The sequence below is a fragment of the Enterobacter sp. UCD-UG_FMILLET genome, from assembly GCF_000762975.1.
Lineage (GTDB): Bacteria > Pseudomonadota > Gammaproteobacteria > Enterobacterales > Enterobacteriaceae > Enterobacter > Enterobacter dykesii.
The window spans coordinates 182,396-206,958 of the sequence record NZ_JRJC01000008.1 but is presented as its reverse complement, the minus strand read 5'-3'; the positions used below and the strand labels follow the sequence as shown (position 1 = coordinate 206,958).

Below are 24,563 nucleotides of genomic sequence, written 5' to 3'. Positions count from 1 at the left end.
GATGGCAGCAAAGATTATTGACGGTAAAACGATTGCGCAGCAGGTGCGCTCTGAGGTCGCGGAAAAAGTGAAGGCGCGTAAAGCTGCCGGAAAACGCGCCCCCGGGCTGGCCGTTGTGCTGGTTGGCAGCAACCCGGCATCGCAAATTTATGTCGGCAGCAAGCGCAAAGCGTGTGAAGAGGTGGGCTTCGTCTCCCGCTCTTACGATTTGCCGGAAACCACCAGCGAAGCAGAGCTGCTGGAACTTATTGACACCCTGAATGCCGACAAAGAGATCGACGGTATTCTGGTTCAGCTGCCGCTGCCGGCGGGTATCGACAACGTGAAGGTGCTGGAGCGTATCGCACCGGATAAAGACGTGGACGGTTTCCATCCGTACAACGTTGGCCGCCTGTGCCAGCGCGCGCCGCGTCTGCGCCCGTGCACGCCGCGCGGCATTGTGACGCTGCTGGAGCGCTATAACATCGACACCTACGGTCTGAACGCCGTGGTTATCGGTGCGTCCAACATCGTGGGCCGCCCGATGAGCATGGAGCTGCTGCTGGCGGGCTGCACCACCACCGTGACCCACCGTTTCACCAAAAACCTGCGTCACCACGTCGAGAACGCCGATCTGCTGATCGTCGCGGTCGGCAAGCCGGGCTTTATTCCGGGCGAGTGGATCAAAGAGGGCGCGATTGTCGTGGACGTCGGGATTAACCGTCTGGAAAACGGCAAAGTGGTCGGCGACGTGGTGTATGAAGATGCCGCTGCCCGCGCGTCTTACATTACCCCCGTACCGGGCGGCGTTGGCCCGATGACCGTTGCAACACTGATTCAGAATACTTTGCAGGCGTGCGAAGAGTATCACGACGTAGAGGAAGCATAAGATGGCCACATTTTCATTAGGCAAACACCCGCACGTTGAGCTGTGCGATCTGCTCAAGCTGGAAGGCTGGAGCGAAAGCGGTGCGCAGGCCAAAATCGTTATCGCCGACGGGCGAGTGAAAGTCGACGGTGCGGTGGAAACCCGCAAGCGCTGCAAGATTGTCGCGGGTCAGACCGTGAGCTTTGAAGGAAAGAGCATTACAATCACCGCCTGAACTTGTCGCACGGAAATCGGCCTAAAAAAAAGGGCGCCAGTACATGTCTGGCGCCGCAGTTGTTAGTGGGTAACGTTAACAATTTTCACGTCATAGATCATCGTAGAATTAGGCGGAATATTCGGCGGGCTGCCAGCGTTGCCATAAGCCAGCTCGGGTGGCACAACCATTTGTAGTGTGCCTTTATTGTTCAATTTGCTAATTGCAGTTTTAAACAGAGGCGGGAACTTTTCCAGCGGAAGCACCAGCACTTTGCCTAATTTATTCATATCTTTAATGACCTTACCATTCGACAAGCTCTCTGTTACCGCAATGGCAACGATATCAGAATTCTTAATTTCCCCGCGCCCCTTTTCTGTTATACGGTAGTAATATCCCATATCAGCACGCTTCACGCCTGGTTTCTTACTGTAGGCGGCGATGAGCTTTTTGCCCTCATCTTCAGAGGTGGAAGGTTGCGATGATTTGGCCATAACGCTGGTATCCATATCTTTCAATTCGGCCAACATTTGTTCCTGAGGGATTTTAAATTTCCCTCGCATCATATCCATGACACCACTGATGACCTGTGGCTGAGAAAGGGTAAAGCCGTCACTTTCCACTTTTTTCATCGCACTCAGCACGTCGTGGCCCCAAAATGCACCGAGGGCGTAAGCGCGGATATCGTCTTTACTGGTGGGGACGGGAGTCTCAGGCTCCGTATGCAGAGAAGCGAGTTGCTTGCTCTGACTTTCCAGTTTGCTATTTGCTTCTTGCCATTTTTTCTCTAACGCCGCTCGCTTCGCCTCATTCTCGGTTAACGCTTTATTTGCCGCCGCGAGTTCAGTGGTTTTAGCATTCTGTTGTTCGTTAAGCGCGGTCATTTTTTTGGTTAGTTCCACAGCCTGCTTCTGAGTCTCTGTTAATGATTGCTTCAGATTTATGACTTGCTGGCTGTCCTCAAGGTGGCTGGCATTCATTTCCACCACTCGCTTGTTCGCCATTTCAAGTTGTTGAGAAGCGCTTTGCCACTTTTTCTCCGCATCAGCACGCTTTACATCACTGTCCGCTAATGCTTTTTTCGCCGTGGCAAGTTCCACTGCTTTAGTATCCTGCAACGCTGACAGTGCAGTAATCTTCTTCGTTAGCTCAACATTTTGACTCTGAGTGTCTGTCAAAGACTGTTTCAACTGCTCGACTTCCTGCCCATCATCCAGACGCCCCGCTGACAGCTCAGCAATCCGTTTATTAGCGTTTTCCAGTTGCTGTGTAGCGTTTTGCCACTTCGTCTGCATATCAGCAAGCTGCTTCTGCATCTCTTTTAATTGCTGCTGGGCTTCGCCCGATTTAGACGCGCTCTCCTGAGCCTGCAAAATTTGTCGGGTCAACTCTGCTATCTTTTTCTCTTGCGCTGCCTTCATCGTCGCTATCTGGGCATTCAACGCATCCGCCTGTGCCTGCGAGGTCTGCAAACGATAGCGGGCACTTTTAGGTACAGATGTTGCTCGTGACTCCTGTGCAGAAACAACAGGTTCAGGAAGCGTGACATTTTTCTCCAGTAATAAGGAAGGTATTTCACTAGATTGCGAAGCTATCGAATCGAGAGACTTTACCGCAGCCGTTGTATCACTCGCCTGAACCTGCAGAGCAATCGAACAGCCAAATACCATCGGCAGAGCGATGATCAACGGCTTCATTCTGAATGCACTCATTTAAAGTTCTCCACGCGATTAATGAGCGCCTGCCTTACAGCCTGCTCAATATCACTGCAGATTTTTTGCGTTTTAAATTTATAGAAAGCGTCCATGGTATCTTTCGTTTGTGGATTGATATCTTCGCGTACAGCCGTGTAAACAGACACACTTGAGATTAACTCATCAAAGGCTGCTTTTTTCTGTGCGTAAAGTCTTTGGTTAACTTTCGATAACACTATCAGCTCTCGCTGACAGGTTGAAGCCGCCCCCGATTCGGACGATGTTAACTCTGGCCGGGCTATCTTAGGCGCAGGAGCTTTCGGTGTTATCACAGGTGCTGGTACGTAAGAGAGTGATGCTGGTATTTCCGATCCTGCGCGAACTTCATTGGATTGAGAATGTTGACAACCCGTCAACATCAAGAGATGTGAAATAAAGAGCAAAGTAACCAAATGATTTATAGTATGTTTTTCGCGCAATCTACTAATGACGATCACAATATTTATCCTTAATATAACGAAACCATTTATAGAAATCTTTTACATATGAACCAAAAGACCGCCTCATAGCTGAACATGGTAGGGACGCGACATATCATCCATATATGTTACATTGAAATTTTCACAAAATAATGATGAAAAGAAATTATTCTTGTCCAAAATTAGACGATTCAAAATCTATCTGCAAAAAGTAGAGCTCCTCATGAAATAATGGCGGTGTCTTCACAATCCTAAAGATAATATTATGACTTCATGTAATACTATTAATAATTCATAAACTAAATAATTCGAGTTACAGGAAGGCGGCAACTGAACAAGTCCCGATGAACTTACTTAGGTAATTAATTCGGGCGAGTGAAGGAAGCCCACCTGCATATTCAAAGACGATGGGTGTGATTATCTGTTTTACATGGATAGCGGATGTAGGACTACGGTTATTACACATGTTGCCGTGCCATTTGCCTGGGTCTGGGACTGAAAGTCATTCCTCCACGGATCGTGTCAGAACTGCTGTGGGTGTGGTGCTGATGGGAGTGCTGTGGTGGAGAAAACGTGCGCGCTGATGCCCTCACCCCGGCGCTGTACAGTCCGAACGCCGTTTGCAGGCCGGGCAAGGCGAAGCCGCCACCCGGCAATTTCTTTCAGCATCTCCTCATACCCATCGCGGTTATTTATCGATCAACTTCAAATAATCACTATTTCATCTGTTGAAACATGAAAATTCTGTTGCGCGTTTTTCACTCTTTGCCCACGATAAGTAGAACGTTCTACTAAAACGTTCTACTTACAATAACAGCGCCAAAAAAGCGCTACTCGGGGGAAATCAGCATGAGTCTGATATCAGGGTTTGTTAAATCGCTGTCTAAGTTATCGATGATTGGTCGCGCCTTAATGCTGCCAATTTCACTGCTTCCCGCTGCGGGCCTGCTGCTGGCCTTCGGCGATAAGTTCCATCTGCCGCTGATGATGAACGCGGGCGGGGTGATCTTTGATAACCTGCCGATGCTGTTTGCCATTGGCTCCGCCGTGGGTCTGGCGTCAGAATCCGGCATCGCGGCGCTGTCTGCGGCGGTGTCGGTGTTTGTCACCAATATCACCATCAGCACCGTGCTGAGCATCACGCCGGAAATGGCCTCCCAGGGCGGGAAGTACGCCATGGTAGTGGGTATTCCGACGCTGCAGATGGGCGTCTTCGGCGGCCTGATCTGCGGTATTCTCGCGGCCTGGTGCTATAACCGCTTCCACACCATGCAGCTGCCAGAATTCCTGGGCTTCTTCTCCGGCAAGCGCTTCGTGGCCATTGCAACGGCGTTTCTGTCGTTCCTGATGGGGCTGCTGCTGCCGTACGTGTGGCAGCATATCCAGGCCGGTATCGACGCGCTCTCCGTCGTGGTTAACGGCGATAATCAGGCGGCGTCGACCTTTATCTTCGGTCTGGTAGAGCGCGCGCTGATCCCGCTCGGCCTGCACCACATCTGGTATCCGTCGTTCTGGTATTCGTTCGGGGATTACACCACCCAGGCGGGACAGGTGATCCACGGCGACCAGACCATCTGGTTCAAGATGCTGGAAGAAGGGGTGAAGTCCTTCAGCAGCGACACCTACCAGAATGCCGGTAAATTCATGCAGGGCGAATTCCCGCTGATGCTGTTCGCGCTGCCCGCAGCGTGCCTGGCGATGTATCACGAAGCCCATACGAAGAATAAGAAAATCGCGGCCGGTATTCTGTTCTCTGCGGCGCTGACCTGCTTCCTGACGGGGATCACCGAACCGGTCGAGTTTACCTTTATCTTCGTGGCGCCGATCCTGTACGTCTTTAACGCCATCATGGCGGGTCTGGCCTACATGACCATGTACCTGCTGCATGCGCATATCGCCAAGTCGTTCTCCGCGGGCTTTATAGACTATCTGTCATTCGGGATCCTGCCGTCATTTAACGGTTACCAGACCAACTTCCTTAATGCCATTATCATCGGCATTCCAATGGGCCTGATTTATTACTTCACGTTCCGCTTTGTGATCCGTCGTTTCGACGTGAAAACGCCGGGCCGCACTGAAGTGACCGCCAACGCGGATGATAAGTCTGATTCAGAACTCGCGACCGAGATCATCACCCTGCTGGGCGGGGCGCACAACATCGACTCCGTCGGCGCCTGTATCACCCGCCTTCGCCTGGAAGTGGCAAAAAGCGAGGTGGTCGATAAGGACGGCCTGAACGGACTCGGCGCGCGCGGCGTGGTCTTCGTCGGCGACAACGGTATTCAGGTGATTTTCGGTGCGAGAGCACAGTTTATCGCCCAGACCATGTCCACTATGATCGGCAAATAATAAGATGCCTGAACGACGCGTCTCCTGTAGTCTGGGAGACGCATTGTCGTATCTGACTGATAATCGGTGAATTTCAGGGAGCGGTTTTGAAGAAAGTCAGCATTATTGATGTCGCAAAGCACGCGGGCGTGTCGGTCTCAACCGTCTCGCTGGTTTTGCGCCAGAAAGGGAAAATCTCAGAGGCAACGATCGAGAAGGTCAACGCCGCCATCAATGCGCTGGGCTATGTTCATAATGTCGCCGCTGCCAACCTCCGCGCCAATACGTCCAATCTGATTGGCCTGATCCTCCGTGACTTTAGCGACAGTTTCTCCATCAAGGTGATGGCGAGCATCGTCCAGGATCTTGAGAAACAGGGATATATGGTGTTTCTCGGCCAGCCCCAGAACGACCATGACCATCTTGAGCGCTGCCTGCTGTCGTTTAAGCAGCAGGGCGTCGCCGGGGTGATCTATCTGGCCTCGGATACCCGTACCTCCACCCTGCCGGAGCAGATTCGCCGCTGCCCGCTGCCGCTGGTGGTGGTCTCTCAGTCGCTGCTGGATGAAAAATGCAATCTGGTGATGCGCGATAACCGCCAGGCGGCAAACCTGGCGGTGCGTTATCTTATCGAGCGCGGCCATCGCAATATCGCCTACATTGGCGGGCGTGAAGGCTGCCTTATCCGCGAGCAGCGCCTGCTCGGTTTTCGCAGCGCGATGACGCAGAACGGGCTGGTCTGGCGAGATGAATACTCTCCGGCCTGCAGCGATGACACCCTGGCAGCGGGTTTCGCCACCCGCCAGTTGCTGGAAAAAAACAACACCATCACCGCCCTGCTCTGCCACTCTCCGGATGCGATGATCGGCTCCATCTCCGGTATTCATCAGGTCGGACGAACGGTGGGTAAAGATGTGTTTCTGACGCAGCAGGTCGCGCTGGTCGGTTTCGAAGATATGCTCCACGTTAACCTCACCTCACCGTCCTTTACCTACGTCTCATCCGCCAGCGAAGAGACCGGGCGTCAGGCTGCCGGGCTGATTATTCGCACGCTGAAGGAGCCGACGCTGCAAACCCAGCGCATTACGCTTTCCGGGCAGCTAATCGCGCGCGAGTCGGCGTAAAAATAAGAATTTGACGCGGGTCTGCCGGCGCGGGATTGCTGCTATATTTCCGTGATTTGCCATGGATAATCGCAATGCCTACCGTTATTACACACGCTGCTGTTCCGCTTTGTCTGGGCTTAGGCCTCGGAACCAAAGTGATTCCTCCCCGCCTGCTGTTTGCCGGGATTGTCCTCGCCATGCTGCCGGATGCCGACGTGCTGGCGTTCAAGTTCGGCGTCGCGTACGGCAATGTTTTCGGCCATCGCGGCTTTACCCACTCCCTGCTGTTCGCCTTTGTGGTGCCGATACTTTGCGTGCTGACTGGACGACGATGGTTCCGGGCCAGCCTGACGCGGTGCTGGCTGTTTTTAACCGTGTCATTGCTGTCGCACAGCCTGCTGGATTCGATTACCACGGGCGGGAAAGGCGTCGGCTGGCTGTGGCCGTGGTCAGATGAACGCTTCTTCGCGCCGTGGCAGGTGATTAAGGTCGCGCCGTTTGCGCTGTCGCGCTACACCACGCCGTACGGGCATCAGGTGATTATCTCAGAGCTGCTGTGGGTGTGGCTGCCGGGAGTCGTGCTGATGGGGTTGCTGTGGTGGAGGCGGAGATAAAAGCAAAACGGCAACTCAGTTGCCGTTTTAGTGTTTACACCCTCTCCCTGTGGGAGAGGGCTGGGGTGAGGGCATCAGCGCGCACCAGACTTACTTACGGCGCCAGGTGGTGCCCTGCGGGCCATCTTCCAGAATGATGCCCATCTCGGTCAGACGATTACGCGCCGTATCTGCCGCCGCCCAGTCTTTTGCCTGACGCGCTTCCAGACGCGCTTTGATCAACGCTTCAATCTCCGCCACTTCACCGTCGTCCGCCTGCGCACCGCTCTGCAGGAACACGTCCGGATCCTGCTCCAGCAGGCCGAGCACGGAGGAGAGCTTACGCAGATGGGACGCCAGGGCATTCGCCGCAGCCATATCTTCTGACTTCAGGCGGTTCACTTCGCGCGCCATGTCGAACAGCACGGAGTACGCTTCCGGGGTGTTGAAGTCGTCGTTCATCACCTCAACAAAGCGGGCTTCGAACGCTTCGCCGCCGGCTGCAGGAACGGACCTGTCGGTACCACGCAGGGCGGTATACAGGCGCTCCAGCGCAGAGCGCGCCTGTTTCAGGTTCTCTTCGCTATAGTTCAGCTGGCTGCGATAGTGGCCGGACATCAGGAAGTAGCGCACGGTTTCCGCATCGTAATACTTCAGCACGTCACGCACGGTGAAGAAGTTACCCAGCGATTTAGACATCTTCTCGCGGTCAACCATGACCATCCCGGAGTGCATCCAGTAGTTCACATACTCGCCGCCGTGGGCACAGGTGGACTGCGCGATTTCGTTTTCGTGGTGCGGGAACATCAGGTCTGAACCGCCGCCGTGAATATCGAAGTGCTTGCCCAGCTGCTTGCAGTTCATCGCGGAACATTCAATGTGCCAGCCCGGACGACCTTCGCCCCACGGGGATGGCCAGCTTGGCTCACCCTCTTTGGACATTTTCCACAGCACAAAGTCCATCGGGTTACGCTTCACGTCAACCACGTCAACGCGTGCGCCCGCCTGCAGCTGGTCCAGATCCTGACGGGAAAGCGAACCGTAGGTTGGATCCGTCGGTACGGAGAACATCACGTCGCCGTTGTCCGCAACGTAGGCATGACCGCGGGCGATCAGCTTTTCGGTGATCTCGATGATTTCGTGAATATGGTGGGTCGCGCGCGGCTCGCTGTCCGGGCGCTGAATATTCAGGGCGTCGAAGTCTTTGTGCATTTCGACGATCATGCGATCGACCAGCGCAACGAAGCTTTCGCCGTTTTCATTAGCGCGCTTGATGATTTTGTCGTCGATGTCGGTGATATTACGCACGTATTTCAGGGTGTAGCCCAGAAAACGCAGGTAGCGTGACACCACGTCGAAGGCGACAAAGGTACGGCCATGGCCAATATGACAGAGATCGTAAACCGTAATACCACACACGTACATGCCGACTTCCCCGGCATGGATAGGTTTAAATTCCTCTTTCTGGCGCGTCATTGTATTAAAGATTTTTAACATCGAAGATTCCATGTAAACACGTGTGTGGTTGAAAACCGGCTATTCTACCCGTAATTCAAACCCGAAGCAGCACACAATGCAAGGTGATCGCATCCTGTGGTTATGCTATAACAAGCCCCTATAGATGACCCGAAGGCGGGTCGACGTACCACAATAACGGAACAGGATGCAAAAATGGTTACTTTCCACACTAATCATGGCGATATCGTAATCAAAACCTTTGATGACAAAGCGCCTGAAACAGTTAAAAACTTCCTGGACTACTGCCGCGAAGGTTTCTACAACAACACCATTTTCCACCGCGTGATCAACGGCTTTATGATCCAGGGCGGCGGTTTCGAACCTGGCATGAACCAGAAAGAGACCAAAGAAGCGATCAAAAACGAAGCGAACAACGGTCTGAAAAACACCCGCGGTACGCTGGCAATGGCCCGTACTCAGGCTCCGCACTCTGCCACCGCACAGTTCTTCATCAACGTGGCTGACAACGACTTCCTGAACTTCTCCGGCGAAAGCCTGCAGGGTTGGGGCTACTGCGTATTCGCAGAAGTGGTTGAAGGTATGGACGTGGTTGACAAGATCAAAGCCGTCTCTACTGGCCGCAGCGGTATGCACCAGGACGTTCCAAAAGAAGACGTTGTGATTACAAGCGTGACCGTCAGCGAGTAATTCGTGGCGACACTCTTTATTGCGGATCTGCATCTGCAAACAGAAGAACCGGCGATTACCGCCGGTTTTCTGCGTTTTTTACGCGGTGAAGCGAAAAGCGCCGATGCGCTGTACATCCTGGGCGACCTCTTTGAAGCCTGGATTGGCGACGACGACCCTAATCCGCTGCACCGTGAAATGGCCGCCGCCATTCACGCGCTGGTAGATTCCGGCGTCCCCTGCTACTTCATTCACGGCAACCGTGATTTCCTGATCGGCAAGCGCTACGCCCGCGAAAGCGGCATGACGCTGCTCCCGGAAGAGCAGGTGCTCGACCTCTATGGCCGCAAGGTTCTGATCATGCACGGCGACACGCTCTGCACCGACGATACCGGCTACCTGGCGTTTCGCGCCAAAGTCCACACCCCGTGGATCCAGAAGGTGTTCCTTGCGCTACCGCTGTTTATCCGCAACCGCATCGCCGCCAGAATGCGCGCGGACAGTAAAGCCGCCAACAGCAGCAAATCCATGACCATCATGGACGTGAACCCGCAGGCCGTGGTGAGCGTGATGGAAAAGCATGGCGTTCAGTGGTTGATCCACGGTCACACCCATCGTCCTGACGTCCATTCCCTTCTCGCCAACGGCGAACCGGCCCATCGCGTGGTATTAGGTGCCTGGCACACCGAAGGCTCCATGGTCAAAGTCACGCCAGAGGGCGTGGAGCTGATCGCGTTTCCGTTTTAACCCCTCGCACTATCATTCTATTTTTTTGAACAATATCGGCAAATTGTTTCGATTTTAATCAGCCTGTGGTCGGCCTATTATTTATCACATCAGGGCAACACGCCCTATCCCAGATAAAATACTTAAGGAATACGACCATGAAATCCATCAAAACTTTCGTTGCAGTTGCCGCTCTTTCTCTGGTTTCTTTCGGTTCTTTCGCTCAAAGCGTGAGCGCAACCGCCTCTACCCTTGACCGCGCAGAAGCGAAAATTGCCGCGCAGGCTGCTGAACAGGGCGCGTCTTACAAAATCACCAGCGCGAAGGTCGACAACCGCGTGTATATGACCGCAGAACTGACGAAATAATGATTGCCCATCGGCAAAAGCAGACCGCCAGAATGCGGTCTGTTTTGTTATGAATTGATGGCAACAACGGCTCAAGATTTAACCGCGCAACCGTTTTCCTTGACCGTATAACATGCTATTCTCTGTGCCCTCGAAAGCAGTGTGTTTCGCACCACAGGAGTTTTAAGACGCATGTCTTCCCGCAATAATCCGGCGCGTGTCGCCATCGTGATGGGGTCCAAAAGCGACTGGGCTACCATGCAGTTCGCCGCCGAAATCTTTGAAATCCTGAATGTTCCGCACCACGTTGAAGTGGTCTCCGCGCACCGTACACCGGACAAACTGTTCAGCTTCGCCGAAAGCGCCGAAGAGAACGGTTATGAGGTGATCATCGCCGGTGCGGGCGGCGCAGCACACCTGCCGGGCATGATTGCCGCCAAAACCCTGGTGCCGGTACTGGGCGTTCCGGTCCAAAGCGCCGCGTTAAGCGGTGTGGATAGCCTCTACTCCATCGTCCAGATGCCGCGCGGTATTCCTGTCGGCACGCTGGCGATTGGTAAAGCGGGTGCTGCCAATGCCGCCCTGCTGGCGGCGCAAATTCTTGCGACGCACGATAAAGCATTACACCAGCGTCTGGCGGAGTGGCGTAAAGCCCAGACCGACGAGGTGCTGGACAATCCGGACCCGCGGGGTGCGGCATGAAGCAGGTTTGCGTCCTCGGTAACGGCCAGCTAGGCCGCATGCTGCGTCAGGCCGGTGAGCCGCTGGGTATTGCCGTCTGGCCCGTCGGGCTGGATGCTGAACCTGAAGCCGTACCGTTCCACCAGAGCGTGATCACCGCCGAGATCGAACGCTGGCCGGAAACGGCTCTGACCCGCGAGCTGGCGCGTCATAACGCCTTCGTTAACCGCGACGTGTTCCCGATCATTGCCGACCGTCTGACGCAAAAGCAGCTGTTCGACAAGCTCGGTCTGCCAACCGCGCCTTGGCAGCTCCTGTCTGATAAAAGCGAGTGGAATGACGTTTTCGCGATGCTGGGCGAGCTGGCAATCGTGAAGCGCCGCGTGGGCGGCTATGACGGCCGCGGCCAGTGGCGCCTGCGTGCAGATGAAACGGCAGAACTGCCGGACGATTGCTACGGCGAGTGCATCGTTGAGCAGGGCATTAACTTCAGCGGTGAAGTGTCGCTGGTTGGCGCCCGCGGGCACGACGGGCATACCGTCTTTTATCCGCTGACGCATAATCTGCATCAGGACGGCATTCTGCGCACCAGCGTCGCCTTCCCGCACGCCAATGCTGACCAGCAGGCGCAGGCGGAAGATATGCTCTCTGCCATCATGCACGAACTCGGGTATGTGGGCGTCATGGCGATGGAGTGCTTTATCACCCCGTCCGGTCTGCTGATCAACGAACTTGCGCCGCGCGTGCACAACAGCGGCCACTGGACGCAAAACGGCGCGTCCATCAGCCAGTTCGAGCTGCACCTGCGCGCGATTACCGACCTGCCGCTGCCGCAGCCGGTGGTCAACAGCCCGTCGGTGATGATCAACCTGATCGGCACCGATCTGAACTACGACTGGCTGAAGCTGCCGCTCGTGCATCTGCACTGGTATGACAAAGAGGTTCGCGGAGGTCGTAAGGTCGGTCACCTGAACCTGAACGACAGCGACACGAGCCGCCTGAGTGCTACCCTGGAAGCGATGATCCCGCTCCTGCCGCCGGAATATGCGAGCGGTATTGTCTGGGCACAGTCAAAGCTCAAGTAAGACATCTGCGCCGGGGAGTTGATCTTCCCCTTCCCCGGCGTACAATTCCCGCCCATTGCTGCTGAGTTTTCTTCTGGAATAACCATGAACGATGGAACGGACTATCGCGCGATCCTCGCGTCTGATACCCCTTTAATCGACGTTCGCGCGCCGATCGAATTTGCCCAGGGCGCGATGCCTGCGGCGGTCAACCTGCCCTTAATGAACGACGACGAGCGCGCTGCCGTCGGCACCTGCTATAAACGCCAGGGCCCCGAGGCCGCTCTGGCGCTCGGCCATCAGCTGGTGAGCGGCGAGACGCGTGAGGCACGCATCAACGCCTGGCGGGAAGCAAGCCTTGCCCATCCTGAGGGCTATCTCTGCTGCGCGCGCGGCGGCCAGCGTTCGCATATCTCGCAGGCCTGGCTGAAAGAGGCGGGCATCGACTACCCGCTTATCCGCGGCGGCTACAAAGCCCTGCGCCAGACGGCGATTCAGGTGACCATCGAGCAGTCACAAAAGCCGATGGTGCTGATTGGCGGCTGCACCGGAAACGGTAAAACCCTGCTGGTGAAGCAGCACGCGCAGGGTATCGATCTGGAAGGGCTGGCGCACCATCGCGGTTCGTCGTTTGGCCGCACGCTGACGCCGCAGCTTTCCCAGGCCAGCTTTGAAAACCACCTTGCGGTTGAGCTCCTGAAAAAAGACGCCGCGCGCTGGGTGCTGGAAGACGAGGGCCGGATGATTGGCTCCAACCACCTGCCGGAGTGCCTGCGCGACCGCATGGTTGAAGCCCCTATCGTTGTTGTCGAAGACCCGTTTGAAATTCGTCTTGAACGTCTGCGCGAAGAGTATTTTGACCACATGTGGGCGGATTTTTCTGCCGCATACGGCGAGGAAGCAGGCTGGAAGGAGTACAGCGAGTATCTGCACCACGGCCTGTTCGCCATTCGCCGCCGTCTGGGGCTGCAGCGCTTTGCGGAATTCACCGCCTTACTGGACGCCGCGCTTGTCGAACAACAACGTACTGGCAGCACTGACGTGCACTTCAGCTGGCTTGCGCCGCTGCTGAAGGACTATTACGACCCGATGTACGGCTATCAGCTGGAGAAGAAAGCGGAGAAGATTGTCTATCGCGGGACGTTTGAAGAAATTGCTGAGTGGCTTGATCGCTGAAAAATAAAGCCGGGTGGTTTGTTCCCTCTCCCCGTGGGAGAGGGTCAGGGTGAGGGCATCAGACCGCACCCAACAAGACGACTTAGAAGTCGTAACGCAGACGCACCAGGTTCATATCGCCCAGGTTGTCGGTGCTGGATGTGAACACGTGTTCGTAATCCACGCGGAAACCGTAATCCAGCTGGAAGCTGATACCCACGCCGTTGTCGATGCGCTGGTAGTTACGGCCGTTCACGTATTCAATACGGTCACCCATGAAGTAAGGCTGGATGGATTTAACCGCGTACTGACCGATTGGGAACTTGTAGCCCGCAAAGTATTCAATACCCCATGCATCACCGGCGAAGTAGTCGTTAACAGACACTTTTTTGGTGGTCAGGAAGTTCTGGTACCAGCCGCCGCCTGCGGAGAAGGTCCAGTTGTCCGGCGTCCAGCTCAGCGCGGTACCGAGGATGTTCTGGTCGTAGGTTTTGCTGTCGCCGTTGTCCGGGTTACGCATGTCCGCGCGGGTATAGTTCCACGCCGCGCCCCAGGTCAGGTCGGTGGTCAGGTGGTAATCCAGACCCAGTGAACCGCCGCCTTTACGCTTGTAGCGCAGGCCGTTGCCCGGCAGGTATTCGCTGTCTTCAAACAGGTAGGATGCATAAATGTCGGCATCACCGACGGTTTTCTTATATTTCAGCATCTGGCGTGAACGGTAAGAACCGTCGTAATCGCCGTTGATCCCGTTACCTGGCGCCTGACCGATCATGTCGTAGTCCCAGATATCGGTTTTCGCGCCAACTACATCATAGTAAACGCTGTTCTGTTGACCGAAGGTCAGCGTACCCCAGGTGTCGCTCTTCAGACCGGTGTAGAGCATACGACGCGTGGTGTCGTGTGCGCCGTCGGCGTAGTGGTGATCCCAGTTAAACTGCGCAGGAATATTGACACCCAGCTCGTAGTAGCTGATCCAGCTGATGTCATCAAACAGGTAGTAATCAGCCGCGAAACGGAAACGGGTGCCGCCGTCAAAGCCGTTACGCTTGTAGCTGTTTTTACCGTCGTCGCCGGTCATGTTCTGGAACTGAGGACGAATACTGCCGCCGACGGTGAAGTTCAGGCGGCTCAGCGGGTTACCCGCCTGAGGATCCTGCTTAAGAACGGTGATTTCCGCCTGAGAAGCGAAGGACGTCAATGCCACTGCCGCGCCGATCGTTGCCGCCAGCGCTGATTTTTTTATAGTCATTATTTTTCCTTAATAGACACGCTGCTAAATATTTAGCGGGTGAATATTAACTGGAAATAATCGGGCCGTGGGGTCGGGTTTTTAATGTTTTGTGCTACTAATTGAGATGGTATTATCACTTTGTGCTATTTAAACGCTTCGCGCCGGCATTAAAACCCGGCGCGCAACTATCACCGTGCTAAATCAACTCGCAAACTGACGGAACAGGGCTTTCCCCTTTAACAGCCGCGTGCCGAGCCAGCCTCCGCAAAGAGAAAGCAGCACCGCGCCGCTGAGAGGCAGGATCAACCAGAGACGCCAGTCAGGCTCCCACGGGAAGTCGAAGACCTTTGTCTGCAGCACCGCCAGCGCCGTTTCTGCGCCAATGGCCGCAACCAGACCCGCCACCAGCCCCAACAGCGCAAATTCGCTCCAGAGCGTCTTGCGCAGCAGCCGCTTACCGGCTCCCAGCGTCCGGTAGACCACCAGCTCCTGATGACGCTGGCGCATGCCCACCTGCACCTGGGCCAGCAGCAACAGTACGCCGCAGATCGTCACCAGCACCACCATGACCTCCAGCGCGCGGCTCACCTGCTCCAGCACCTGCCCCACCTGCTTCAGGATCGCCCCAATATCCAGCAGGCTGACCGTCGGAAACTCCCGGTTAAGCTGGGTCAGCATGCCGTTGCCGTTTTCCCAGCGGAAGCTGGTGAGCCAGCTCTGCGGCTGTCCGTCCAGCGCGCCCGGCGGGAAGATAAAGAAGAAGTTTGGCCGCAGGCTTTCCCAGTCCACTTTACGCAGGCTGGTGACTTTCGCAGTAAAATCCTGGGTATCACCGGTAAAGGTGACGCTGTCCCCCAGCTTCACGTTCAGCCGCGTCGCCAGCCCCTCTTCCATCGACACTTCCCCCGCTTTCGGCGGCCATGTGCCTGCGGTAAGCGGGTTGTGGTCAGGGCGTTTCTCCTGCCAGGTCAGGTTCAGCTCGCGGTTCAGCGACTCGTCCTTGTTCCCCTCCGCTGGCTGACCGTTGATCTGGGTCAGACGCGCGCGAACGATGGGATAGAACGACTCGGGAATGATGTGATGCTCCGCCAGGAAGCCCTTCAGCGGCGTGACCTGCTCAGGGGCAATGTTGATCAGGAAATAGTTCGGGCTTTCCGGTGGAAGCTGCTGCTGCCAGCGATCCAGCAGATCGCCGCGCAGCACCAGCAGCAGCGCCAGCAGCATAAACGACAGCGAAAACGCCGACAGCTGGCTGAGCGTTGACCACGGCTGATGCAGCAGGCGGTTGACCGCCAGGCGCACGGGCAGCGATTTCACCGTGAGCCGCTTCAGGACGTTAAGCAGTATCCAGCCCAGCACGCCGCACAGCAGCGCCAGCACAACCGCCCCGGCCAGTACCGCCCACAGCAGCGTGCTGCCCCCCATCAGCCACGCCAGCAGCCCCACCGCCACGGCAATAATCACCGGAAGGTAGAACTTCAGCGGCCAGACGTTCGCCACCACATCGTTGCGAAGCACGCGCAGCGGCTGCGTCGCGAGCAGCAGGCGGTAGGGGCGTAGCCCCACCAGCAGCGAAATCACCGTCATCGCGCCGATTGCCCACAGCCACGGCCAGAGGCTGGCCGGCGGCAAGGCGGCCGGGAGCACCGGTTTCAGCATCACCATCAGCAGTTTTTCAAACAGCAGCCCCATTATTCCGCCGGTCAGCGCGGACAGAATCAGCAGCATCAGCCACTGGCCAACAATCAGCTTGCGCAGCTGCGCCCTGCCCGCCCCCAGGGTTTTGAGGATCGCCACCAGGTCGTAACGGCTGCGGCAGTAATGCCCCATCGCCACGGCAACCGCCGCCACCGCCAGCAGCAGGGTCAACAGGGCCGACAGCAGCAGGAACTGCTGAGAACGTTCAAGAGATTTACCCAGCGCCCCTTCGTCCTGCTCCAGCCCGTACCAGCGGTGCTCTGGTTTGAGCTGCGGCAGAAGCCATTTTTCGTACGCCTCAAGCTGGGCAGGCGTGCCGCCAAACTTATAGCGCCAGGTGACGCGGCTGCCCGGCTGTACAGCATGGGTTGCCGCGACATCCACGGTGTTCATCAGCAGGCGCGGCGCGAGCTGGAAGGGGTTAAAGCCGGAATCGGGCTCCTGCACCACTTCCCCGGCAATGTTGAGGGGGGCGTCGCCGACGTCGATGCTATCGCCGGGTTTCAGGTTCAGAAGCGCCATCAGACGTGATGCCAGCAGCACCGTACCGGGCTTGGGCTTCAGCCCTGGCGGGTTGGTCTGCAGTTCGCCGTACATCGGATAGATATCATCGACGGCTTTAACGCTGGCGAGCTGCGGCGTGTCGCCCGCGAAGGTCATGGTCTGGAAGCTTATCTGCTCTCCCACCTTCAGCCCTTCTTTACGTGCCTCTGCAATCCAGCCCGACGGCACCGGGCGGGAGCTTTCCAGCGCCCGGTCCCCCGCCATAAACTCCCGGCTCTGCTGGCTGAGCCCTTTTTCCATGCGGTCGCTGACGCTGCCGAGCGCCAGCACGCAGGCCACCGCCAGGCTTAGCGCCAGCCAGACAATCAGCAGCGAGGGCGAGCGCCACTCGCGCCAGAACCAGCGGGTAATCATGCCTCCTCCTGAAGAATACCGTTCACCAGCCGCAGGCGGCGGTCGCAGCGGGCGGCGAGCTGCGGATCGTGGGTTACGAGGATCAGCGTGGTGCCGTGCTCGCGGTTGAGCGAAAACAGCAGGTCGGCAATTTTGTCGCCGGTTTTACGGTCAAGGTTACCGGTGGGCTCATCGGCAAACAGGACTTCGGGACGGCCGTTGAACGCCCGCGCCAGCGCCACGCGCTGCTGCTCGCCGCCGGAGAGCTGGGCGGGAAGATGGTCGAGACGCTTGCCCAGACCGAGCTGCTCCAGCAGCGCCTTCGCGTGCGCCCGGCTTTCACGGCTGTTTTCACCGCGCAACAGCGCCGGGAGTTCGACGTTTTCCAGCGCGTTCAGGGTTGGGATCAGCATAAAGGACTGAAAGACAAAACCAACGTGACGCGCGCGCAGCGCGGCCCGCGCCTCTTCATCAAGCTGATGCAGCGGTTGCCCGACAAGGTGGACCTCGCCGCTGCTGCCGTCGTCCAGACCGGCCAAAATCGCCAGCAGCGTGGACTTGCCGGAGCCGGATTCGCCAATCAGCGCGATGGTTTCAGCGCGTTTGACAACGAGTTCAACTCCGGTAAGGATGGAAAGCTCGTGTTCCCCCTGACCGACGGACTTCTTAAGATGATGAACTTCAACACTGTTTTCCGCTGGCATTTGCCCTTCCTGTTTTTGATTCTGATGACCTTCCGCGCGGCGGCAGCGGACACGTTACTGGTTCTCGGCGACAGTCTCAGCGCAGGCTATCGCATGGCGGCCAGCGCGGCCTGGCCCGCTCTGCTCAACGACAAATGGCAGAGCAAGACCGCTGTAATCAACGCCAGCATCAGCGGCGATACCTCGCAGCAGGGCCTGTCGCGCCTGCCTGCGCTGCTCAAACAGCATCAGCCGCGTTGGGTGCTGGTAGAGCTTGGCGGTAACGATGGATTGCGCGGTTTCCAGCCTCAGCAAACCGAGCAAACGCTGCGCACCATTTTGCAGGATATCAAAGCGGCAAACGCCCAGCCGCTGCTGATGCAAATTCGCCTGCCCGCCAACTACGGTCGTCGGTATAATGAAGCCTTTAGCGCGATCTATCCTAAGCTTGCCAAAGAGTTTGATATTCCGCTGCTGCCATTTTTCATGGAAGAGGTCTATCTCAAACCCCAGTGGATGCAAGACGACGGGATCCACCCCAATCGCGATGCTCAGCCGTTTATTGCCGACTGGATGGCAACGCGGCTGGCTCCTTTAGTTAAACATGACTCCTGATTAAGCGGAGATCCTGACAGGTAAAGTTATGCAAAAATCGGTCTTAATTACAGGATGTTCCAGTGGAATCGGCCTGGAAAGCGCGCTCGAACTGAAGCGCCAGGGGTTTCGGGTGCTGGCGGCCTGTCGCAAACCCGACGATGTCGAACGCATGAACGGGCTGGGCTTTACCGGCGTGCTGCTGGATATGGACTCGCCGGAGAGCGTTGAACGCGCCGCCGATGAAGTGATCGCGCTGACCGACAATCGTCTGTACGGGCTCTTTAACAACGCCGGCTACGGCGTGTATGGCCCGCTGGATACGCTCTCCCGCGAAACGCTGGAGAAACAGTTTTCGACCAATTTCTTCGGCGTGCATCAGCTCACCATGCGTCTGCTCCCCGCGATGCTGCCCCACGGTGAAGGGCGCATCGTGATGACGTCGTCAGTGATGGGGCTGATTTCAACCCCGGGCCGCGGCGCCTACGCCGCCAGCAAATATGCGCTGGAGGCCTGGTCCGACGCCCTGCGCATGGAGCTGCGCCACAGCGGCATCAAGGTCAGCCTGATTGAGCCCGGCCCGATCCGCACCCGCTTTACCGAAAACGTGAACCAGACGCAGGCAGATAAGCCGGTCGAAAACCCCGGCATTGCCGCACGTTTTACCCTCGGGCCAGAGGCGGTAGTGGCCAAAGTGCGCCATGCTTTTGAGAGTGAACATCCCAAAATGCGCTATCCGGTAACGCTGGTCACCCACGCCGTAGGCTGGTTAAAGCGCCTGCTACCGGGCCGGATGATGGACAAAATTTTGCACGGTTGAGTTGAAGCGACGACGCTCATCCCCATGTAAAGAACAAACCGACAAAAGAGAAAGCCGCATGTCCGTACAGAATATCGTCAATATTACAGAAGCTAACCTGCAACAGACCCTTGAACAGTCGATGACCAAACCGGTCCTGTTCTACTTCTGGTCTGAACGCAGCCAACACTGCCTGCAGCTGACGCCGGTGCTGGAAAGCCTTGCTGCGCAGTACAACGGTCAGTTCATCCTCGCGAAGCTGGACTGTGACGCCGAGCCGATGGTGGCGTCCCAGTTTGGTCTGCGCGCCATTCCTACCGTCTATCTCTTCCAGAACGGCCAGCCCGTTGACGGTTTCCAGGGGCCGCAGCCGGAAGAGGCGATCCGCGCCCTGCTGGATAAAGTGCTGCCTCGTGAAGAAGAGCTGAAAGCGCAGGAAGGCATGGCGCTGATGCAGGAAGGTAAATACGACGAGGCGCTGCCGCTGCTCAAAGAGGCGTGGCAGCTGTCGAATCAGAACAGCCAGATTGGCCTGCTGCTGGCGGAAACGCAGATTGCCCTGCACCGCTCAGAAGACGCGGAAGCCGTTCTCAAGACGGTTCCGCTCCAGGATCAGGACACCCGCTATCAGGGGCTGGTCGCACAAATTGAGCTACTGAAACAGGCGGCGGACACCCCGGAAATTCAGCAGCTGCAGCAGCAGGTTGCCAACAACCCGGCCGATGCCGCGCTGGCAAGCCAGCTGGCGCTGCAGCTGCATCAGGTGGGGCGTAACGAAGAGGCGCTTGAGCTGCTCTTCAGCCATCTGCAAAAAGATTTAGCCGCCGCAGACGGTCAGGCGCGTAAGATGTTTCAGGAGATCCTGGCCGCGCTGGGCACCGGAGACGCGCTGGCGTCGAAGTATCGTCGTCAGCTGTACGCCCTGCTGTACTGATAAAAAAAGCCCAGTGGCGGCTTCGCCTTACCGGGCCGACAAAAGCCGATATTACCCCGTCTTTTTCAACTGCGTCACCACCAGCTGGTGGCGCGCGTTGTAGAACTTCCGATAGGTCAGGTAGCAGGCAATGATGGTTGACAGGCTTGCCGTGGAGAGCAGCATAAACGTCACCATGATCTGATACTTAATCGCTTTTACCGGATCGATACCGGCAAAAATCAGCCCCGACATCATGCCAGGCAGGCTCACCAGCCCCACCGTTTTGGCTGAATCTACCGTTGGGATCAGCGATGAACGAATGCTCTCACGGATCAGCCGCGCCGAGGCCACTTTTGGCGTCGCCCCCAGGCTTAGTTTCTCCTGGAGCTGCTGCTGTTCACTGCTGAAGCGCTGGCCGAGATTGTTATAACAGAGCCCAACGGCCACCATGGCGTTCCCCGCAATCATCCCGGAGATAGGGATAACCTGCATCGGCGTAAACGCAATCGAGCCGGAGAGCACCAGCACCGCCAGCGTGAGCGCCGTCCCGGTGGTAATGGCGATAAACGACGAGATAAACGCCTTATCAATGTATTTACTGCGCTTTTTCGCATTCCACGCCGCGTTAAAGCAAATAAAGAGCACCATCAGCAGCGTCAGCACCGCGTGGTTAACGTTGAAGATATACTTCAGGACATAGCCGACGATGATGAGCTGAATCACCGCGCGGCAGATACTCCACACAATATCTTTTTCCAGCCCCAGCTTTTCCCGGTAGCTGACCACAATCGCAATCAGCACCAGCACCATCGAAAAGGCCAGCGATTCGTTGGTAATGTTATGTTCACCCACGGTTTGCCTCCTGCATTTTCCCGCCGTGCGGCTGGAGCGTAATAACGTCATCCGCATGGGTTATTTCGTTAGCGTCGTGCGTCACCCACAGCACGGCAATATTTTGCACCCGGGCATAGCGATGAATAATCTCGTTGACGTTGCGCTTGTTGACGTCATCGAGCGCGCTGGTGATTTCGTCCAGCAACAACACCTTGGGTAAAAACTGCAGGTTGCGGATCAGCGAGACCCGCTGCTTTTCTCCGCCCGACAGCGAAGTGATGGATTTGGTCAGCGTCTCCTGCGCCAGGCCAAAGCGGGCCAGATCGTGGAGAAACTTTTCCGGCTCCGGCGTTTTATTGCGGATTTGCCACGGGAAAATCAGGTTGTCATAAACCGTGTCGCCAAAAAGCGCGGGGGTTTGCACGCAGTAGGAGACCTGCTGGCGGTAGCTTTCCGGGGACAGCGTTGCGATATCCTTTCCTTCAAACAGAATGGTTCCCTCCGTCGGGCTGAGGAGTGAAGCCACAATTTTCAGCAGCGTGCTTTTACCGCAGCCTGAGGGGCCCGTGATTAATTTAAACTCGCCCGGCGACAGGCTAAACCCGACGTGCTGAAGAATAATGTTTTCTCCAACACGAAATCCAATATCCCTGAGTTGTAATAGTTCTTTTTTATCGTTCATTACGCTTCCGTTAACCGCTTCGTGTAATAACCGCCTGTAGCATAATCCTTTCGTGCGCACAGCGCGAATAGCCTCACGCAGAAGCAAGTGTTAAACTTTTTGTTTGTCATTTGTCTCCACCATCACTACAGGAAGTAAACAGCATGGCACATATCTTTTATGAGTTTCCTTCCCTGAAGCCTGGTGTTCCTGATGTCGAAACATTAATGGAAGTCATCAAATCGTCGGAACTCACGCGTTTTGTGATTGGTGCAGAGGTGGTGGATTTTATTAAGAAGGCGCTCATCGTGAACACCACGATCGGCAGCTTCAAAAATTGCTATTTCGCCTTCGACAACGGGACACACTTCCTGGAATTTGACGGCAAGGGAAAATCAAAACGTTTCAGTGAAGTACCCGACTGGTTCATCTCTCCCGCTGAATTTTCTCGTACCCAGTGGCTTATCAACCACGATCTTGCGGATGTAAAAGCCACCCGGTTCATTGACGTGCTGATGTCCTACCCTCTGAAAGAGCGCCGTGCGCACTGTAATTTGTTATTCGGGCTGGAGCTGGAAAAGGTGAATGCGGTTCCGGCCGCAGCGTCAGCCGCAGGGAAAATCGGCAATAAAAACGGTAAAACCACCAAACCGCGCGTGACCGATCTGGGATCGTTTGAGCTATTCAGCCAGTTCTTTGCGCGCATGAAAACCGCCGTGCTGGCCGATGAGTTCCCCACCCTGCAGGTCCTGACGGGCATGGATAATCTGACTAAAGCGCCGCATAATTTAAAGCAGGGTATCAGAACCTGGTTTAAAGCCATCGCGGGCGACCTTCCCCCCAATAACAAGCGCGTTGAAGCGGGAAATGCCGTTCTGTTCTGCGCCCCTGTCCGCGAACAGATCCAGCGTATCGAAGCGCTGGGGCTGGAGAAGTACTACCAGGGATTATCCAAAGCCATTGCCGAAGCGGGTGATGGATTCATCTCTGACTTTACCTATACTTACGAGCAATAAACACACACTTTCACTCATCACAGCATGCAAAACAGGAGGTTTTTATGCTTATCGTTGTTCCTGTCCTTATTTTCGTTGCGCTGGTTATTGTGGGCGCAGGCGTCAAAATTGTTCCCCAGGGTTATCAGTGGACCGTTGAGCGTTTCGGTCGCTACACCAACACCCTCCAGCCAGGCCTGAGCCTGATTGTTCCTTTCATGGATCGGATTGGTCGTAAGATCAACATGATGGAACAGGTGCTGGACATTCCGTCTCAGGAGATCATCTCCAAGGATAACGCCAACGTCACCATCGACGCCGTCTGCTTTATTCAGGTGATTGACGCGCCGAAAGCGGCCTATGAGGTCAGCAACCTGGAGCTGGCGATCGTCAACCTGACGATGACCAACATCCGTACCGTACTCGGCTCGATGGAGCTGGACGAGATGCTTTCCCAGCGCGACAGCATTAACACCCGCCTGTTGCACATTGTCGATGAGGCCACCAACCCGTGGGGGATCAAGGTCACCCGCATCGAGATCCGCGACGTGCGTCCGCCGGCGGAGCTGATCGCCTCCATGAACGCCCAGATGAAAGCCGAGCGAACCAAGCGCGCCTACATCCTGGAAGCCGAAGGGGTGCGTCAGGCCGAGATCCTCAAAGCGGAAGGGGAAAAGCAGTCGCAGATCCTGAAAGCGGAAGGCGATCGTCAGTCCGCGTTCTTACAGGCAGAAGCGCGTGAACGTTCAGCCGAAGCGGAAGCCCGCGCCACTCAGATGGTGTCTGAGGCGATTGCCGCAGGGGATATCCAGGCCGTGAACTACTTTGTCGCGCAAAAATATACCGATGCGCTGAAAGAGATAGGCTCCGCGAACAACAGCAAAGTGGTGATGATGCCGCTGGAAGCCAGCAGCCTGATGGGCTCTATCGCCGGTATTGCCGAGCTGATTAAAGACAGCGGAAACGAGCGTAAAAAATGATTGAGCTGATTGTTGCACATCCTCACGCCTTCTGGCTAAGCCTCGGTGGCTTATTGCTGGCGGCGGAGATGCTGGGCGGCAACGGCTACCTGCTCTGGAGCGGTGTTGCCGCCGTCATTACGGGCCTTCTGGTCTGGATCCTTCCCCTGGACTGGGCGTGGCAGGGCGCACTGTTTGCCGTGCTCACGCTGGTGGCCGCGTGGCTGTGGTGGCGCTGGCTCAGCCGGCGGGTTAACGAGCAGAAACCGGTGGACGCGCATCTCAACCAGCGCGGACAGCAGATTGTCGGCAAGCGTTTTACGCTCGACACCGCGCTGGTGAACGGACGCGGGCACATGCGGGTGGGCGACAGCTCGTGGCCGGTGGTCGCCGACGACGACCTCAGCGCCGGCACGCGGGTTGAGGTCATTGCGGTGGAAGGTATTACCCTGCGGGTGAAGGCCTGTTAGACAGAGGCTTTACGATGACAGCAGCCGGCAAGATTGTCGATAATAGGGCAGTCGGCGCTGTCATCCCCCGGACAGGATTCCGCGAGCTGCAGCAGCTGTTCGCGCATCGCCTGCAGCTCGAGAATATGGCGTTCGATCTCGGCCACCTTTTCCAGCGTGCGTTTTTTCACGTCGGCGCTGTGACGCTTCGGATCGTTGAACAGATTTACCAGCTCGCCGCACTCTTCCAGATTAAAACCGACCTGTCTTGCCTGGCGCAGCAGCGTCAGCTCATCCAGATGCAGCTGCGTGTAGCTGCGGTAGCCGTTTTCACTGCGCAGCGGCGGCGTCACCAGCCCCTTCTCTTCATAAAAGCGAATCGCTTTGCTGGTTAAGCCGGTTTTTTTTGCCACGTCACTGATATTCACATTTCCCCCTTGACCTTCCCCTTGATGGAAGGTTTAACCT

The 24,563-nt window shown here is 56.3% G+C and carries 26 protein-coding genes; 17 read left to right on the top strand and 9 right to left on the bottom strand.

All coding sequences use genetic code 11. The features are described 5' to 3' along the window. Position 1: 1 nt before the first annotated feature. Both folD and ybcJ read left to right on the top strand, forming a co-directional pair. Complete coding sequence (gene folD, locus LA04_RS03530) at positions 2–868, top strand: bifunctional methylenetetrahydrofolate dehydrogenase/methenyltetrahydrofolate cyclohydrolase FolD (protein WP_028012225.1); 867 nt, start codon at positions 2–4, stop codon at positions 866–868. Between the two features lies 1 nt (position 869). After that, entirely contained in the window at positions 870–1,082 is a 213-nt protein-coding gene (ybcJ, locus tag LA04_RS03525; RefSeq protein ID WP_047650484.1) for a ribosome-associated protein YbcJ, read from the top strand. A 62-nt stretch (positions 1,083–1,144) separates the two neighbouring features. Here ybcJ and LA04_RS03520 read toward each other — a convergent pair whose 3' ends face one another. Together LA04_RS03520 and LA04_RS24285 are read right to left on the bottom strand one after the other, a co-directional pair. Then, the gene (locus LA04_RS03520) at positions 1,145–2,773 is read right to left on the bottom strand and encodes an FKBP-type peptidyl-prolyl cis-trans isomerase (RefSeq protein WP_047650483.1); all 1,629 of its coding nucleotides are present in this window, start codon (positions 2,771–2,773) and stop codon (positions 1,145–1,147) included. After that, positions 2,770–3,252 (bottom strand): hypothetical protein, encoded by a 483-nt coding sequence (locus LA04_RS24285; protein ID WP_152594344.1) that lies wholly within the window; start codon positions 3,250–3,252, stop codon positions 2,770–2,772. The genes LA04_RS03520 and LA04_RS24285 overlap by 4 nt, the downstream gene beginning before the upstream one ends. 831 nt (positions 3,253–4,083) lie before the next feature. Here LA04_RS24285 and LA04_RS03515 point away from each other — a divergent pair. The 3 genes from LA04_RS03515 to LA04_RS03505 all read left to right on the top strand — a co-directional run bounded on the left by LA04_RS03515 (position 4,084) and on the right by LA04_RS03505 (position 7,282). After that, positions 4,084–5,583, top strand: a complete 1,500-nt coding sequence (locus LA04_RS03515; protein WP_047650482.1) for a PTS transporter subunit EIIC — start codon at positions 4,084–4,086, stop codon at positions 5,581–5,583. An 86-nt stretch (positions 5,584–5,669) separates the two neighbouring features. Continuing rightward, positions 5,670–6,686, top strand: coding sequence for a Mal regulon transcriptional regulator MalI (gene malI / locus LA04_RS03510; RefSeq protein WP_047650481.1), 1,017 nt, complete (start codon positions 5,670–5,672; stop codon positions 6,684–6,686). Positions 6,687–6,760: 74 nt separating this feature from the next. After that, a complete protein-coding gene (locus LA04_RS03505) occupies positions 6,761–7,282 on the top strand; it encodes a metal-dependent hydrolase (RefSeq protein WP_047650480.1) in 522 nt (173 codons plus the stop codon). Positions 7,283–7,372: 90 nt separating this feature from the next. Here the strand turns inward: LA04_RS03505 and cysS are convergent, their stop codons facing one another. Further along, positions 7,373–8,758: a cysteine--tRNA ligase gene (cysS, locus tag LA04_RS03500; protein ID WP_047650479.1), complete on the bottom strand. Its 1,386-nt coding sequence runs from the start codon at positions 8,756–8,758 to the stop codon at positions 7,373–7,375. Positions 8,759–8,932: 174 nt separating this feature from the next. Here cysS and ppiB point away from each other — a divergent pair, with 174 nt between their 5' ends. From ppiB to mnmH, 6 genes are all read left to right on the top strand, one after another. After that, on the top strand, positions 8,933–9,427 hold the full coding sequence (gene ppiB, locus LA04_RS03495; RefSeq protein WP_010428247.1) for a peptidylprolyl isomerase B: 495 nt from the start codon (positions 8,933–8,935) through the stop codon (positions 9,425–9,427). A gap of 3 nt (positions 9,428–9,430) precedes the next feature. Continuing rightward, positions 9,431–10,153, top strand: coding sequence for a UDP-2,3-diacylglucosamine diphosphatase (gene lpxH, locus LA04_RS03490; protein WP_047650478.1), 723 nt, complete (start codon positions 9,431–9,433; stop codon positions 10,151–10,153). Between the two features lie 137 nt (positions 10,154–10,290). Then, positions 10,291–10,500, top strand: a complete 210-nt coding sequence (locus LA04_RS03485; protein WP_008499325.1) for a YdgH/BhsA/McbA-like domain containing protein — start codon at positions 10,291–10,293, stop codon at positions 10,498–10,500. A 171-nt stretch (positions 10,501–10,671) separates the two neighbouring features. After that, positions 10,672–11,181 (top strand): 5-(carboxyamino)imidazole ribonucleotide mutase, encoded by a 510-nt coding sequence (purE, locus tag LA04_RS03480; protein ID WP_014882834.1) that lies wholly within the window; start codon positions 10,672–10,674, stop codon positions 11,179–11,181. Further along, positions 11,178–12,245, top strand: coding sequence for a 5-(carboxyamino)imidazole ribonucleotide synthase (purK, locus tag LA04_RS03475; protein ID WP_047650477.1), 1,068 nt, complete (start codon positions 11,178–11,180; stop codon positions 12,243–12,245). The genes purE and purK overlap by 4 nt, the downstream gene beginning before the upstream one ends. A gap of 84 nt (positions 12,246–12,329) precedes the next feature. Further along, the gene (mnmH, locus tag LA04_RS03470; RefSeq protein ID WP_047650476.1) at positions 12,330–13,400 is read left to right on the top strand and encodes a tRNA 2-selenouridine(34) synthase MnmH; all 1,071 of its coding nucleotides are present in this window, start codon (positions 12,330–12,332) and stop codon (positions 13,398–13,400) included. Between the two features lie 82 nt (positions 13,401–13,482). Here mnmH and LA04_RS03465 read toward each other — a convergent pair whose 3' ends face one another. The 3 genes from LA04_RS03465 to ybbA all read right to left on the bottom strand — a co-directional run bounded on the left by LA04_RS03465 (position 13,483) and on the right by ybbA (position 17,909). Further along, positions 13,483–14,628, bottom strand: coding sequence for a porin (locus tag LA04_RS03465; RefSeq protein WP_047650475.1), 1,146 nt, complete (start codon positions 14,626–14,628; stop codon positions 13,483–13,485). A 183-nt stretch (positions 14,629–14,811) separates the two neighbouring features. Next, entirely contained in the window at positions 14,812–17,226 is a 2,415-nt protein-coding gene (ybbP, locus tag LA04_RS03460; protein WP_047650474.1) for a putative ABC transporter permease subunit YbbP, read from the bottom strand. After that, positions 17,223–17,909 carry a putative ABC transporter ATP-binding protein YbbA gene (gene ybbA / locus LA04_RS03455; protein WP_047650473.1) on the bottom strand — a complete coding sequence of 229 codons (687 nt, stop codon included), beginning with the start codon at positions 17,907–17,909 and terminating at the stop codon, positions 17,223–17,225. Before ybbA ends, ybbP begins: the two co-directional genes overlap by 4 nt. Between ybbA and tesA the strand changes: the two genes are divergently transcribed. Genes tesA through LA04_RS03440 form a run of 3 tightly spaced genes read left to right on the top strand, consistent with a single transcriptional unit; the run spans position 17,880 to position 20,215 of the window. Then, positions 17,880–18,503, top strand: coding sequence for a multifunctional acyl-CoA thioesterase I/protease I/lysophospholipase L1 (gene tesA / locus LA04_RS03450; RefSeq protein WP_047650472.1), 624 nt, complete (start codon positions 17,880–17,882; stop codon positions 18,501–18,503). The genes ybbA and tesA overlap by 30 nt on opposite strands. Positions 18,504–18,531: 28 nt before the next feature. Then, complete coding sequence (locus LA04_RS03445) at positions 18,532–19,302, top strand: SDR family oxidoreductase (protein ID WP_014882827.1); 771 nt, start codon at positions 18,532–18,534, stop codon at positions 19,300–19,302. A 58-nt stretch (positions 19,303–19,360) separates the two neighbouring features. Then, positions 19,361–20,215, top strand: coding sequence for a co-chaperone YbbN (locus tag LA04_RS03440; RefSeq protein ID WP_047650471.1), 855 nt, complete (start codon positions 19,361–19,363; stop codon positions 20,213–20,215). Between the two features lie 51 nt (positions 20,216–20,266). On the opposite strand, the gene fetB is transcribed toward LA04_RS03440, so the two are convergent. Beyond that, on the bottom strand, positions 20,267–21,100 hold the full coding sequence (gene fetB, locus LA04_RS03435) for an iron efflux ABC transporter permease subunit FetB (RefSeq protein WP_244997241.1): 834 nt from the start codon (positions 21,098–21,100) through the stop codon (positions 20,267–20,269). Beyond that, complete coding sequence (fetA, locus tag LA04_RS03430) at positions 21,042–21,713, bottom strand: iron efflux ABC transporter ATP-binding subunit FetA (protein ID WP_047650469.1); 672 nt, start codon at positions 21,711–21,713, stop codon at positions 21,042–21,044. The genes fetB and fetA overlap by 59 nt, the downstream gene beginning before the upstream one ends. 143 nt (positions 21,714–21,856) lie before the next feature. On the opposite strand from fetA, the gene LA04_RS03425 reads away from it, so the two are divergent. Genes LA04_RS03425 through LA04_RS03415 form a run of 3 tightly spaced genes read left to right on the top strand, consistent with a single transcriptional unit; the run spans position 21,857 to position 24,116 of the window. Next, positions 21,857–22,708 (top strand): hypothetical protein, encoded by an 852-nt coding sequence (locus tag LA04_RS03425; RefSeq protein ID WP_047650468.1) that lies wholly within the window; start codon positions 21,857–21,859, stop codon positions 22,706–22,708. Between the two features lie 44 nt (positions 22,709–22,752). Next, positions 22,753–23,667, top strand: coding sequence for an SPFH domain-containing protein (locus tag LA04_RS03420; RefSeq protein ID WP_032661456.1), 915 nt, complete (start codon positions 22,753–22,755; stop codon positions 23,665–23,667). Then, positions 23,664–24,116: an NfeD family protein gene (locus tag LA04_RS03415; protein WP_047650467.1), complete on the top strand. Its 453-nt coding sequence runs from the start codon at positions 23,664–23,666 to the stop codon at positions 24,114–24,116. Before LA04_RS03420 ends, LA04_RS03415 begins: the two co-directional genes overlap by 4 nt. Here LA04_RS03415 and cueR read toward each other — a convergent pair. Beyond that, on the bottom strand, positions 24,113–24,523 hold the full coding sequence (cueR, locus tag LA04_RS03410; protein ID WP_047650466.1) for a Cu(I)-responsive transcriptional regulator: 411 nt from the start codon (positions 24,521–24,523) through the stop codon (positions 24,113–24,115). The genes LA04_RS03415 and cueR overlap by 4 nt on opposite strands. Between the last annotated feature and the right edge of the window lie 40 nt (positions 24,524–24,563).